Below are 15068 nucleotides of genomic sequence, written 5' to 3' on the forward strand. Positions count from 1 at the left end.
ATACGAATTTAGTATCGGTATAATTCAAGTCTCTTTTATAGAAAAAACCCCAAGAGCTCCGTAAAGCAGAGATTGGGGTTGCTTCAAACTTTCATGCCTGTTGCGTTGCTGATTGTTCCAGTTTCGATCTATTATTTCACCAGTTGACCACGCGTTACGCCAAGCTGGTTTGTTGCTTTCAGTGTTTTCCAAACTTGTGTACCACTGATCTCGCCACGCAGAGCACGGTTGTACAGATCAATAACCTCGCGCACTTGCTCTGGAGTTTCCTCCAGGAATTCCACACGGTAACGGGATACACCCAGATCCATGAAGTTGGTCAGGTATTCAGCACCAGATTGTTCCACTGCATTATACACGGTATTACGGCAGCCTTCGTCCACACGTACCGGGTGGGACATACCGATCCGGTCTTGCAAGGAAGCCCGGTGATCTTCACATGGACGTCCACAGTTCGTATAGTCCGTTCCTTCACTCATAAACGTACAGTACACACAGTGCTCGGTATGGAACATCGGCAGATGCTGATGAATAACGACTTCTGTCTGACTTGTACGGGAGTGTCCCAGCAAATCAACCATTTGCTGAATGTTCAGGTCATAAGAAGGTGTAATCCAGTCACAACCTGCTTCCAGGAACAGTTCCACTGCTTTGTGATTGGCAATGTTCAGCGAGAAGTCACCGATCAATTCAGGGTGCTTCGCATCCGGATTCTCCATCCGATGGCGCAAGTAGAAGTACAATGCACCCGTATTACGTACAAGCACAGCATCCGGCTGCAAACGCAGGATGTTGTTGTGATACCCGTTCTCGCCAGGCATATGAATGCGTGGTGTTGCCAACGCAATCTTGCGGCCTGCGGCACGAACAGCTTCCACTGCTGCCGGGAACTGCTTGATAAACTCGAAGTCGGCGTAGATCATGCCGACACCCGCGTCCAGCGCTGCCTCCACTTGTGGCAGGCTGCGGCAGAGCGCGGTCAGCTCCGCATGACCGCGAGCAACTGGCGCTGCCGGTTTAACCGCATCGCCGTAGACTTCCACCGCCCGTTTCACGTAGACGGGCGGTTTAGGGCGCTCGCCCGCGAGTTGTTCCACCGCCTGACGGCGAATGTTATTCAACTCGCGCATCGGGATGATGACGTCACCGTGCAGGTTGACGTCCAATTCTTCCAGCTGGAACACAGTGCCGCCCAGACGTCCGAATTGCTCTTCGAGCAGTTCGTGCGTCATTGGACGCTTCTGGGCAATATCCAGTTCCATCTCGGAATTCACACGGACCGTCGTGCCCTTCTGCACGTCCGTCCACCATGTACTAAGTGGCTGCCCTGGGCTGCCGATAACTTTTACGTTTACCGGGAAGATGCGATAAGGCTTCTCGGTTTCAAAGCTCTGACGCAGACGTTTGTCCAGCGCCGGATCATTCGTTTTCCATACTTTGTCGCCAACTTTCACGCGGCGCAGGTCCACATCACTACGGCCGGGTACAACGTCCACGATCCAGCCTTCCTCGGCTTCGCCTTCAAGCTTCACGCCTTTGCGACGTACATCGTAGACACGTCCGCCTTCTTCCTTCTTCGTTGGATCTCCGGCATCAAATACGATTCCGTCTCCACGTTTCACTGGTGCATCCAGCTTCAGGACGACACCATCACGCAATACCTGGTCTACACGACCCAGATAGACACCACGGCTTTTCGGGAACGTACCGTCAACGAGTTGTTTATTGTTCGTTCCGTCCAGGAAACCGTGCGTGAATCCACGAGAGAAGCTCTGCTGCAATTCACGAACTTCTTCCTTACTTGGAGGAGTGTTATCTCCATCAAAGTAACGGTCGATCGCTTTGCGGTATTTACTAACCACGTTGGCCACGTATTCCGGCGTTTTGAGACGTCCTTCGATTTTGAAGGAAGTTACGCCCGCTTCGATCAGTTCCGGCATCAAGTCAATCGCAGCCAGATCCTTCGGAGACAGCAGATACGCCACATCGCCCATTGGTTTATGCTCGCCATCTACCATCAGGTCGTACGGCAGACGACAAGCCTGTGCACATTCCCCACGGTTGGCGGAGCGTCCACCCCACATTTCAGATGTCAAACATTGCCCAGAATAAGATACACACAACGCACCGTGAACAAATACTTCCATCGGCAACTTCGCCTGTTCTCCGATCTTCTGGATCTGCTTCAGGTTGTTCTCCCGTCCGAGCACGACACGTTCCATATCAAACGGCTTCGTAAACTCCACCGCTTCCGGTGACGTAATCGTCATTTGGGTGGAACCGTGAATCGGGAAATCAGGCGAGATCTCGCGAATCATTTTGACCAGACCCAAATCCTGTACAATTACGGCATCCACACCTGCATCGACACAAGCATCAATCAGTTCTTTGGCATCCGTCAATTCATTTTCAAAAATCAATATATTAAAGGTCAAAAAACCTTTTACGCCATAACTGTGCAAAAACGCCATAATCTCCGGCAGCTCGTCCATACGGAAATTGTTCGCCCGTGCCCGTGCATTAAATTTTTCGACTCCGAAGAAAATCGCATCCGCGCCGTTGGCTACCGCCGAACGCATACAATCCCAGTCACCTGCGGGTGCCAGAAGCTCAACGTCTTCTCTTCGTATTGTTGCTGTTTTCATGTGTATCCTCCCCATAACCGGCATAGCCGGATTTCATCCCTGTGCCCTGTGCCCTGTACCCTGTACGCTAACATCCTGTACCTTGATCCATACGCCTGCATTGTCACTGTATCGCTATATCTATACATTATGTCTGTATTGCCTGATTCCCAAGCCTACAGTCATTCTTATTTTTCAGAACAGCAGTCATAACTCCTGAACTAGTATAGTGTACCACTTCTGCAACGACTCTTCTACGCTTTCCTGAAAAAACCGTTTATCATTTTCATTTCCATTAAACTTTACACTAGACACTCCGATTGCAGTACCATCTTCCGATCGCTCGATAAACACGTAGCATATGCTTCCGATGCAGCTTTCCTTCAGAAAGCTTGTAGCTTTCGCTTCTTCAGATCGGTTCTGCACTCTTCGTTCCAGTGTAAATGTCCATTTTTTTATATAGAAACCAAATAAACCGGAAGGTCTCTCGACCCTCCGGCAAATTGCATCTCTGTTGTTTCAGCATTTTGCATTATTTAATAAAAGTAAATGAGTTCACGGCTTTTTCCAGCGCTGCTGCCTGCACTTCCGTCTTGTTGGCATCATTCAGCCCGCTCGTAATCGTATAAGTCGTTCCATTCTGTTCAAACACGATCTGACGTCCGGTATACGGCACACCATTGTCCACTTCATGATAGATAAAGGAAAACGCAGGCACACCCGCAAACGTCAACTCCTCACTGCTAAGCAACTTGAAGTTTTTACGCGTTTTGGTTGCTTCCGTATATGCCTCTCTAAGTTGACTGACGGTCATTTCAATGGATTTGTCCTCACTCGCGGCAATGGAGAATTGACCACCTGTGAAGGTATACACAACAGGAGAATACTCAAACCGATCATTGTACGGCGTCCAGTAACGTGGAATATCAACACTGTAATGATAACGTTTGGACGTTCGTGTCACAGCTTTTGTTTTATCCGTCAAATACGGGTCTTCATCCAGCTGGCCGAAATTATCGGATACGGTATCAAAATCAATCACGACACTCTTCATGATACTCTTAAACCATTCACGGTCCTTTGTCTGCTCCTCAGGGAACGTATACTCTGCATAATAGCGATAACCGTTTTTTTGCAAAAGAACATCGAACTCCGTCTGCCATCCATCTCCAAAGTTATAACGGAACTCATTCACCTCAGCAGTCTCGCCTGATACATCCATCGTATACGAACCTATCGGTTCATAACTATCCGGCGTGAACGTCTCGCGCATCCACTTGTCCAGTTGGCCGCTCCACTCTTTGACCGTCGCACCTTTCGGTGCAGATGTAACACGCAGCTGCAGATATGCACCATCCTTGGCTTCGTATATCATTTGGTTGTTGTCCATAGACCAGCCTGCTGGAATCTTCAGTTCAATGCCATAATCGTCATTCCAGGTAGAGCGCATACCCTCATCCACGGTTGAAAGATCCTTAATTGTACGATCGGACTGAACATACGTAGGCTGGAATGAATTGAGCAGTGCTGCACGCTTGCCCAGATCCTTGTAATTCAGAGCTTCATAGTCCGCGAGGTATACGTCATATTGGCGACCATCATGGATATATTGGCGCATTTCCCATAACACCCCGTCCGCATCTTTAACCACAATCCGGGCATAAGGGGTTTTCCCTTTGGCAATCGATTCCCGATCGAGCACCGTATCTCCGGTTTCTTTTGCTTCCTGAACAAGCTGCTGTAACAAATCATCCGAATCCAGACTCACATCCTGGTCACTCACGTACACTTCAAGATAATAACTGCTGTCCTCCGCGCCAAATGTCATCATGCGCTCCTGCTCACCCGTTTGCAAAATCATGAGGTCGGATGGGTAATTAATGGACCAGCCGTAATAACTGTTACCAATTCTCGTTTTGCCTTCGTCCAGATTAATGCCGCCCTCGTCCTCATCCGTCGATTCATCCGTTTGCAATAATCGAATGACCATTTCTCCTGAGCTGCTTGGGGCAAGTGTAGCGCCTATCCCCGCAGCTATTGGGCGAAGTGGTACCATGAGCACGCCATTCACCATTTTTGGAGCAGCGCCCATCTCTTTTTTGACTCCATCCACCCAGGCAATCGAACTGCCAATCGTTAAGGTGACTGTATGCGGACCTTCCTTCACTTTGACCACATCATTCTTCTCCAGTCGGATCTCGCTGCCAAAAGCTTTCTTGAATACACCGACAGGGACCATCGTAACCCCTTTGAACTTATATGGTTTCACGATTGTCTGTTTGCTGCCGTTGATGTAGGCGCTCGTGCTACCTGCTGTGATCCGCAGCTCACTCGTTGTAAGATCGGATGCCCACGCAGGCAATGCCGCTCCAATGCTCAGCATCCCGGCTAACACACCTGTGTTCAGCACACGTAAAAATGTTTTTTTCATTCCGTTCATTCGTCCTCTCTGGATCCGGATGGCTCGCCGGGCTTTATTGATCTTCTTCTACAGGGAACTGCTCATCTTCCTCTTCTTGGATATCCGCTCGATCAGCAAGGACCACCGTACGAGTGATAATATCGCCGTCCGTTTGCATTAACAGTTTGACCTTCTGTCCTGGCAGATACGTTTTGAGCAACTCATTGATATCCACCACAGAGGACACACGTGTGCCTGCCACACTGTATAACACATCTCCCTCTTTGATTTTGGCTTTCTTCGCTTGAGCAGACAGCACGCCCGTAATCGTCAAAGGATCATCTGTAGGCAGGCCCACAATCGCTGACCAGCTCTCTTCCAGTTGCAAGCCGAGGCTTGCACGCTTGATTTTTCCGTATTCAAAGAACTGATTAATAATATATTGGACGGTATCTACTGGAATCGAAAATCCCATGCTCTCGATACCTACTGCTGAAAATTTCATAGAGTTAATACCCACAACTTCACCTTTCAGGTTGACCAGCGGTCCGCCGCTGTTACCCGGGTTAATGGCCGTATCTGTTTGAATCAACCGATATGTTGCCTCCACTCCCCGATTAAGACCACTGATTACGCCCACTGTCGCCGAGTTACGCAAAGAGAAGGAAATCGGTGTGCCGATAGCAATGACGGTTTCTCCAACGGTTGTTTGTGAAGCTTTGGCAAAGGTCGCCGGTTTAAGAGATTTAGCATTAATTTTGATTAGAGCGATATCGCTTAACGGGTCACTGTATGTTTTGGTGATTTTATATGTATTGCCATCCGTCGTCACGACCAAAGGATTGATTAATCCATCAACTACATGGGCATTCGTTACAATCCAGCCGTTGGAGCGGATGATCACGCCAGTGCCATGAGCCAGGTTATAGCGATCCGATGTGACGCCATCCTGTGATTCAGTAGATTTGCCGATAATGCCTACAACAGAAGGAGATACTTTTTCAATTACTTTTGGAACTGCTTCACTGCCCTTATACTGAAACGTTCCAGATTTGGCGTCATATTGCCCACTTCCTCCAAGCGCTTTGACCAAATCCGTTGAACTAACATAGACTTGTCCATCTACCACTTTGGCTTGCATACCTGATGAAGACTCCGCTGCTCCAGCAGTTGCTGCAACACTGATCGAGAGTACAGCAGCCATTAGTATGGCTACACCCTTTTTCCCCAACACTCTCATTCTCTCACCTAACCCTCTCTATATATCCTCCGTTATGCAACCGAACCATATGATCCATGACTGAATCTCTTTCTCTATTATCTGCAATACCGGTATCCTCAAATTTAACATACAAATTATTCCTATACAATCGCTTTAAGACCTAATTTCAATAGAGAAGACCGTATTGTTCGAACCACTCTGCAAAACACAAAAAAACACCCTCCTTCATTCCCTGGAAAGTGTTTGTCTGTTCTTCTACTTGCTGCTTTCAAATAAGTCCAGCCTTGTCTCTACGAACCAAACCAACCGGTAATCATGGCATAGTCCGTCAAAAGAAATACCAACAGACTAACCACTGCAAATCCGATAGCAAACAAATTCTTCTTCGGCGCGCGAATCAGACGGACCACTCCGATGAAAATCAGGATCGTAAATAAGATGACAAAAATATCAAACGCATTAAAATTTGAAGTACTCGCCGCGGCAGCTTCTGCAAACAGCATGGATAGACAGACCTCCTCACCATAGTTGAACAGCTAAACGCATACCCTAATATCTTCCTCTATGTTATCTGTACCCTGCTTGTAATGCAAGCCCTATCATCCAGAAAAATGAAAAAAATCCAGTTTGGCAGTCGATTGTTGGAATGCTTGCTCTACCGCATATGTAAACACTTTCACCGATGTCATATTAAGATTGGCACAACGGCAAAATATCAGAAAACCCTTCTCCTCGGAAGAAGAGGACATCATATCATACACCGATGCCGCCTACTTCATGAAAAGAAGGGTTAGATATTCACAAACAAGCTGTAAACTGGAGCATTTATTCCGTCAATTGTAACGTCTTGCTTCGTTCCGTATCCCGCTCCAATACTGGCTTCAAGTACTTACCAGTATAGGAAGCTTCCACTTTAATAATATCCTCTGGTGTACCTGTCGCAACAATAGTTCCGCCACCACTTCCACCTTCTGGACCCAGATCAACAATATAATCGGCTGTTTTGATAACATCCAGGTTATGCTCGATAACCAGTACCGATTCTCCGGAATCCACCAGACGGTGCAGGACGTTCAGCAGACGATCAATATCATCGACATGAAGACCGGTCGTTGGCTCATCCAGAATATATATTGTTTTACCCGTACTGCGACGATACAACTCGGAAGCGAGCTTCACGCGTTGTGCTTCACCGCCAGACAACGTTGTTGCAGGCTGACCCAGGTTAATATAGCCCAACCCTACGTCAAGTAAGGTTTGCATTTTGCGATGAATTTTCGGAATGTTCTCGAAGAACTGCGTTGCATCCTCTACCGTCATTTCCAGCACATCTGCAATATTTCTGTTTTTGTATTTGACTTCAAGGGTTTCGCGATTATACCGTTTGCCTTTGCAGACCTCACAAGGCACGTAGACATCTGGCAGGAAGTGCATCTCAATTTTGATAATGCCGTCCCCACGACATGCTTCACAACGACCACCTTTAATATTGAAACTAAATCTGCCTTTTTTGTATCCACGCACTTTGGCTTCATTGGTCTGTGCAAACAGATCACGGATGTCATCAAAGACGCCTGTATAGGTAGCCGGGTTGGAACGTGGTGTCCGTCCGATTGGCGACTGGTCAATATCAATAACTTTATCGATATGTTCCAGACCCCGAATCTCTTTGTGCTGACCAGGGCGTACCCGTGCGCGGTTCAAATCACGAGCCAGCGTTTTATACAAAATCTCATTAATTAGCGTTGATTTACCCGAGCCGGATACACCCGTTACTGCGGTGAATACACCCACTGGAATTTTTACATTCAGGTTTTTCAGGTTATTTTCCTTCGCTCCACGTACTTCCAACCAGCGGTCCCCGACACTACGGCGTTCGGTACGTACCGGAATAAACTTGCGCCCACTGAGATATTGACCCGTTAGCGAGTTCTCGTCATTCATGATTTCTTCCGGTGTGCCCTGAGACATGATGGTACCACCGTGGATACCTGCCCCCGGACCAATATCGATAATATAATCGGCGGCCATCATCGTATCCTCATCATGTTCAACCACGATCAGTGTGTTACCGATATCCCGCATGTGAGCGAGTGTGGAGATCAGACGATCGTTATCCCGTTGATGCAGGCCGATACTCGGCTCATCCAGAATATACAGCACGCCCATCAGGCTGGAACCAATCTGTGTCGCCAGTCTGATCCGCTGGGCTTCACCACCGGACAACGTTCCTGCAGCACGGCTCAGGGTCAAGTAATCCAGTCCTACGTTTACCAGGAAGCCGAGACGGCTGTTGATTTCTTTTAAAATAAGTTTAGCGATTATTTCTTCTTTCTCACTCAATTGCAGCGAGTCGAAGAAACGACCAGCTTCTCCAATGGACAAACTTGTCACATACGCCATGTTGTGATCGTTAATCGTAACTGCAAGGCTTTCACGTTTCAGTCGCTGTCCTTTACATGTTCCACAAGGCTTAGCACTCATATAACCTTCAATGAATTCACGGATACCTTCGGATGCTGTCTCACGGTAACGACGCTCCAGATTATTCACAATACCTTCAAAGGTAACCAATGCTTCTTTCCGTTGTCCAAAATCATTCTCGTACCGGAAACGAATTTTCTCCGTACCTGTACCCTGCAAAAGCTTGTTCATTTGTTCAGCAGGCAGGTCTTCTACAGGTACGTTTTGCGGAATGTTAAAGTGTTCGCATACCGATTTGAGGAACTGCGGATAATAGGTGGATGTACCACCTGTCCAGGCATCAAACGCACCCTCTTCAATGGTTTTGCTGCGATCCGGTAACAACAGGTCCGGGTCAACAATCATTTTGACACCTAATCCATCACAATCCGGGCAGGCTCCAAATGGGCTGTTGAACGAAAACATGCGCGGCGCAAGCTCTTCAATACTGAATCCACACACCGGGCAGGCAAAGTTGGAACTGAAACGCAGTTCTTCTTCACCCATAATATCTACCAGCAGTTGTCCACCGGACAGATTAAGTGCAGTCTCAATAGAATCGGCCAAACGTGATTGCACATCTTCCTTGATTACTATCCGGTCAACCACAACTTCAATCGTATGCTTTTTGTTCTTCTCCAATTGAATATCTTCGGACAGATCACGTAATTCCCCGTTCACCCGAACACGGACAAAACCTTGTTTGGAGATATCGGAAAACACACTTTTGTGTTCACCCTTGCGTCCCGAGACAATCGGTGCCAGAATCTGCAATCGGGTCCGCTCAGGATATTGCATGATGCGGTCAACCATTTGTTCTACGGTCTGGGAGCTAATTTCCACGCCATGATCCGGACAATGAGGATGTCCCACACGTGCAAACAACAGACGCAGGTAATCATAGATTTCCGTAACGGTTCCCACGGTAGAACGCGGGTTACGACTTGTCGTTTTCTGATCTATGGAGATGGCCGGAGACAATCCTTCAATGGAATCAACGTCCGGTTTCTCCATCTGCCCCAGAAACTGCCGTGCATAAGCCGATAATGATTCAACGTAACGTCGCTGTCCTTCGGCATATATCGTGTCAAAAGCCAGCGAGGACTTGCCTGAGCCACTCAGACCGGTTAATACAACAAAACGGTCACGCGGGATGGTGATATCAATGTTTTTGAGGTTATGCGCTCGCGCGCCTTTGATGACAATGTTCTCGCTCGCCAATGGGTTTCATCCTTTCAATGTTGAAATTCCAACCTTTTTTAAAGGCTTTTCAATCCCTCCCAAACCCTCCCTTCCAAGGGAGGGCCCCAAAGGGCGCAGCCCTCTGGACACCCGAAACAAGCGGTGCAATGGTGAATGGTCGGGTCTTGCTATGTGAAGGTTGTCGTGTGCCCGCAGCTTCGTCCAAGATCCCGGCTGATCGCCGGTCTCTTGGACGGCCGCTCTACCACGAGAGGACGCTCACGGCTTCGCCTCGTTCGCGAAGGTCGCCATTGCCTTCGGCTCGGCTCCCGGGTACACGACTTCCAAATGTTTTCCCTATAAACCTTTTAACCAATTTCAACTTTTCTATCAGTATAGACCTGATTTTACGTTTTCAACATATCTAATTATCGGTAGATATCACTGATTTCCTGACTCAACAAGAGAACGGCCACCCGGCCGTTCTCTTGTTGCAGATCTATCCTTGCTGCGACACATTCATTAACTGTGCCTTTATCTTATATCTCTACAGTCTACTTAATAAGCTATTCTGCGCGCAGTTCCAGCAATGCATCACGAAGTTCAGCAGCACGCTCAAACTGCAGGTTTTTGGCTGCGTCTTTCATCTCTGCCTCTAGGCGCTGAATAAGTGACTGACGTTCCTTCTTCGACATCTTCTCGGCAGCGCCTGTAAGATAATCTTTCTTGGATTCGGCAACTTTGGTTGCTTCAATCACATCACGCACTTTTTTACGAATCGTCTGTGGTGTAATGCCATGTTTTTCGTTATATTCAATCTGGATTGCACGACGGCGTTCTGTTTCCTTAATCGCCTTATCCATGGAATCCGTCACTTTGTCACCATACAGAATGACTCTACCTTCGCTGTTCCGCGCTGCCCGACCAATCGTTTGGATCAGTGAGCGTTCCGAGCGCAGGAAGCCTTCTTTGTCGGCATCCAAAATGGCTACCAGAGAAACTTCAGGAAGATCGAGACCTTCCCGGAGTAAGTTGATTCCGATCAGCACATGGAACGTACCCAGCCTTAGATCACGCAGGATCGCCATACGCTCCAACGTCTTGATCTCGGAGTGCAAATAACGTACCTTGATTCCAATCTCCTTCAGATAATCTGTTAAATCCTCGGACATCTTCTTCGTTAATGTTGTGATCAGGACCCGCTCGTCTTTCGCAATCCGGTCGTTAATCTCACCGATCAGATCATCGATCTGTCCCTTCGTTGGGCGCAGTTCAATAATTGGATCAAGCAGACCGGTTGGACGAATGATCTGTTGTACCATCGTATCCGTATGCTCTATTTCGTAAGGACCCGGTGTCGCGGATACATAGATGATCTGATTCATCTTTTCTTCGAACTCTTCGAATTTGAGCGGACGGTTATCCAACGCAGATGGCAGACGGAATCCGTGGTCAACCAGTACAGTCTTCCGTGCTTGGTCACCGTTATACATTGCACGGATCTGTGGCAGCGTCACGTGGGACTCATCGACCACAATCAACATGTCATCCGGGAAATAGTCCATCAGTGTGTAAGGTGTATCGCCACGTTCACGGAACGTCAGTGGTCCGGAATAGTTCTCAATCCCTGAACAGAACCCGACTTCCTTCATCATCTCGATATCGTAACGTGTACGTTGCTCCAGTCGCTGAGCCTCCAGCAATTTCCCCTGTTCTCTCAGCACTTCAAGACGCTCTTCCAGTTCACGCTCAATGTTCACCAGCGCGACGCGCATCGTCTCTTCTTGGGTTACAAAGTGAGATGCCGGGAATATGGCGATATGTTCACGTTCGCCAACCAGTTCTCCGGTTAACACGTCAATCTCCGTAATTTTCTCAATCTCATCACCGAACAATTCCACCCGAATCGCATGTTCACCCTTTGATGCCGGGAAAATTTCGATAACGTCCCCTCGAACGCGGAACGTGCCACGCACAAAGTTAATATCATTGCGCTGATACTGAATCTCTACCAGACGAGACAAAATCTGATTGCGTGGTTTCTCCATTCCTACCCGCAGGGACAGAAGCATGCTCGAATACGAATGCGGCGAACCCAAACCATAGATGCAGGATACACTCGCTACAATAATGACATCTCTGCGTTCGAACAATGAACTCGTAGCCGCATGGCGCAATTTATCGATCTCTTCATTGATACTTGAATCCTTCTCGATATACGTATCCGAGGAAGGAATATAGGCTTCTGGCTGAAAGTAATCGTAGTAACTGACAAAATACTCAACCATATTATTTGGAAAAAAGTCTTTGAACTCACTTGCAAGCTGTGCTGCCAGCGTTTTATTGTGGGCAATAATCAGCGTGGGACGTTGCAGCTTGGCAATCGTCTGTGCAATGGTAAACGTCTTACCCGTACCGGTTGCACCCAGTAGCGTCTGATATCTCTTCCCCTCCTGAACACCCTTCACCAATTCTTCAATGGCTACAGGCTGATCACCTTGGGGAGAAAACTCTGACTCGATTTCGAACGTTTTGTCGCTCATTATAATATCGCTCATTGCCGTATCTCACCCTATCGTCTAAAATAATAGTCACTATATATTGTCGAAGTTCCCCGAATTTACATATGGGAAAACTTATAGTAATAGGAATATTTGTTCCCGTTTAATTATACCTCGTCTGTGCAAGTGATGCAATCGCGAACTAAAGATAGGAGTGGGTTAATTTATGGATATTGCGACACTTATCGGCATTATTGCCGGGATTGCCGCAGTCATTAGTGGTTTTTTATGGGAAGGTGGCCAATTATCCGGTCTGATGCAAAAGACCGCTGCTCTAATTGTATTTGGTGGAACAATTGCCGCAGTTGTTGCCAGTTTCCCTGCACATCGGCTGCGTACGATTCCTGCTGCCCTCCGCATGGCCTTTGGGCGTAACAACAATGACTCAAGCCAGTGGGTTGAAGAACTTGTAAATATGTCTTCAATTGCTCGCCGCTCAGGCGTGCTTGCACTGGAACGAAAAGTGATGGACCATCCGCATCCATTTTTACAAGATGGTATTCAGATGGTTGTCGATGGCACAGATCAGGATGTTGTTCGCCAGATCATGGAGATGGAAATTGATTCCGTCGAACAAAAATATGAAGGTTATGCCAAAATTTTTGAATCAGCAGGCGGTTATGCTCCAACGATGGGTATCATTGGTACCGTGATGGGACTTATTCAGGTGCTTGGCAGTCTGACCGATCCTACCGGACTCGGACCAGCCATTGCTGTTGCTTTTACCGCAACCCTTTACGGGGTCGCCAGTGCCAATCTTATTTTTTTACCCATTGCTTCCAAAATCAAATCCCGTGGAGCAGACGAAATTCAGACGATGGAAATGCTGCTCGAGGGCGTACTATCCATTCAGAACGGGGAGAACCCTCAGCTTGTGCGTAAACGGCTGGAGTCCTTCACACTCTCTCACCGCCAGATCACACGTCCTGTAGTGAAGGAGGGATTGGATGAGTCGGCGCAGTAAACGGCGCGGAAAACGTGAACCTGGAGATCATCGAGATCGCTGGATGATTACCTATGCCGATCTCATTACCCTGCTGCTGATCTTTTTTGTGATCATGTATGCCATGAGCAATCTGGATTCTGGCAAATACGATGTGGTTACTCAATCGTTGCAAAATACTTTCAACCAATCCAACTCCCTGCTTGATCAAGGTGAAGGCATTGGTGGTACAGCTGGACAAGCCATTACCAAAAATCCACCTTCCCAGATTCAGGGCGAAGACCCTGGAGAAGGCGAAGGATCCTCTTCCGACTCCGAAACAGGCAAGCCAGATGATGAAGATCAGCCACTTACGGAGCGGGAAGAGCAATTCAGATCACAGGAGCAGGAGCTGCAAAATCTGTTCAATGTGATTACCCAGTATATTGAGGACAATAAACTGGAAAATCAGATTTTTGTTGCAGACAAGCCGCAAGGCATCTCTATCACACTCAGTGACCGCTTCCTGTTTGATCAGGGAAAAGCTGCACTCAAAAGTGATGCTTCACCCACACTAAGCAAATTGGCAAGCCTGTTCCGTGACCTGAGCACAGTTGTCAGCATTGAAGGACATACGGACAACGTTCCTGTCGGGGCAAACGCTACCTATAAAGACAATTGGGAGCTTTCCGGTGCACGTGCACTGTCTGTATTGCGATTTTTTCTCGATAAAGAAAAGCTTGATCCTGACGGTTTTCAATATGCCGGATACGCGGATACCCGCCCAACCAGTGACAATACCACGGCGGCTGGACGGCAAAAGAACCGCCGTGTAGAAATTACCGTGTTGCGGCAACTCCAGCCATAATAACTGTAATTTCCAATCCAGGATTAGTTCATCACTTCATATTTTTATAAAAGAAGCACGATCTGTCTCAGAACCTGAGCAAGATCGTGCTTTTCTTTTTCCAACGTATGAATATCAATTTCATAACAGAAGGCTATTGTAACGAAAGATTCCAATCTATCTTTTTATAGATGCTGTTTGGATGAACAAACAGATTCTGTAGATAATTCATTTGCCGCTTTACAACCGATTCATCGGTTTTTTCAAGCCAGTATAGCCTCCCTGCCATAAAAGCCACCGTGTAGGCCTTCCAGGACGTATACGCGGATTGTGCGTCTAATGCCGCCTGTAAAACCAGCTGTTCTGATTCAGTTTCAGTTATATAACCCACATGGGCGCTTTGTCGACACAGGTTCGCATAACATCCCCAGTCCCACGCTGCAACTCCTTCGGCTGGTAATTTGTGCATATATGTTTTAACCACCAGATATTCGTGATATTTCCCTGTATCTGGATCCAGCGAGTTCATATAATTCCCCTGATCCTTTTCAGACATTGTACTCAAGAAAGTCCGCTTCTCATCAAATGATATACGATATCCTTCGTTCCGAATCCAATCCAGTGAAGACATCAAACTCTTCCTGTCATGAATTTCCCAGTTTTCCTCTAATTTGGTGCAAAATTTTTCTCGTTGTTCTTCATCTGCATGATACTCATAATCATTGTTAATATCCAGATCGATGATTTCGTTAAGTATAGCAGCCATGCCACGAAACCAAAGTTCTTTGTCCGTAACACGATGTATAGACGAGGATTCTGTCGCATGGTGTCCTCTCAACGCAGTGC

The 15068-nt window shown here is 47.4% G+C and carries 9 protein-coding genes; 2 read left to right on the forward strand and 7 right to left on the reverse strand.

Translation table 11 applies throughout. The annotated features are described in order from the left end of the window. Positions 1–131: 131 nt before the first annotated feature. From MKY42_RS29170 to uvrB, 6 genes are all read right to left on the reverse strand, one after another. The gene (locus tag MKY42_RS29170; RefSeq protein WP_339846607.1) at positions 132–2645 is read right to left on the reverse strand and encodes a DUF3656 domain-containing protein; all 2514 of its coding nucleotides are present in this window, start codon (positions 2643–2645) and stop codon (positions 132–134) included. A gap of 511 nt (positions 2646–3156) precedes the next feature. Beyond that, complete coding sequence (locus MKY42_RS29175; protein ID WP_256222280.1) at positions 3157–5055, reverse strand: stalk domain-containing protein; 1899 nt, start codon at positions 5053–5055, stop codon at positions 3157–3159. 43 nt (positions 5056–5098) lie between these two features. Further along, complete coding sequence (locus MKY42_RS29180; protein ID WP_339846610.1) at positions 5099–6265, reverse strand: trypsin-like peptidase domain-containing protein; 1167 nt, start codon at positions 6263–6265, stop codon at positions 5099–5101. A gap of 272 nt (positions 6266–6537) precedes the next feature. Continuing rightward, on the reverse strand, positions 6538–6750 hold the full coding sequence (locus MKY42_RS29185; protein WP_090903589.1) for a hypothetical protein: 213 nt from the start codon (positions 6748–6750) through the stop codon (positions 6538–6540). Between the two features lie 322 nt (positions 6751–7072). After that, positions 7073–9931, reverse strand: coding sequence for an excinuclease ABC subunit UvrA (gene uvrA / locus MKY42_RS29190; RefSeq protein ID WP_339846615.1), 2859 nt, complete (start codon positions 9929–9931; stop codon positions 7073–7075). A gap of 527 nt (positions 9932–10458) precedes the next feature. Continuing rightward, the gene (gene uvrB, locus MKY42_RS29195; protein ID WP_090903587.1) at positions 10459–12450 is read right to left on the reverse strand and encodes an excinuclease ABC subunit UvrB; all 1992 of its coding nucleotides are present in this window, start codon (positions 12448–12450) and stop codon (positions 10459–10461) included. Between the two features lie 169 nt (positions 12451–12619). Here uvrB and MKY42_RS29200 point away from each other — a divergent pair, with 169 nt between their 5' ends. Both MKY42_RS29200 and MKY42_RS29205 read left to right on the forward strand, forming a co-directional pair. Further along, positions 12620–13417, forward strand: coding sequence for a flagellar motor protein (locus MKY42_RS29200; RefSeq protein WP_339846620.1), 798 nt, complete (start codon positions 12620–12622; stop codon positions 13415–13417). Beyond that, positions 13401–14243, forward strand: a complete 843-nt coding sequence (locus tag MKY42_RS29205; protein ID WP_090903585.1) for a flagellar motor protein MotB — start codon at positions 13401–13403, stop codon at positions 14241–14243. The genes MKY42_RS29200 and MKY42_RS29205 overlap by 17 nt, the downstream gene beginning before the upstream one ends. A 133-nt stretch (positions 14244–14376) precedes the next feature. On the opposite strand, the gene MKY42_RS29210 is transcribed toward MKY42_RS29205, so the two are convergent. Next, complete coding sequence (locus MKY42_RS29210; RefSeq protein WP_090903584.1) at positions 14377–15060, reverse strand: DUF1266 domain-containing protein; 684 nt, start codon at positions 15058–15060, stop codon at positions 14377–14379. Positions 15061–15068: the final 8 nt, after the last annotated feature.

Origin of the sequence: Paenibacillus sp. FSL W7-1088 (genome assembly GCF_037969855.1) — a bacterium.
GTDB lineage: Bacteria > Bacillota > Bacilli > Paenibacillales > Paenibacillaceae > Paenibacillus.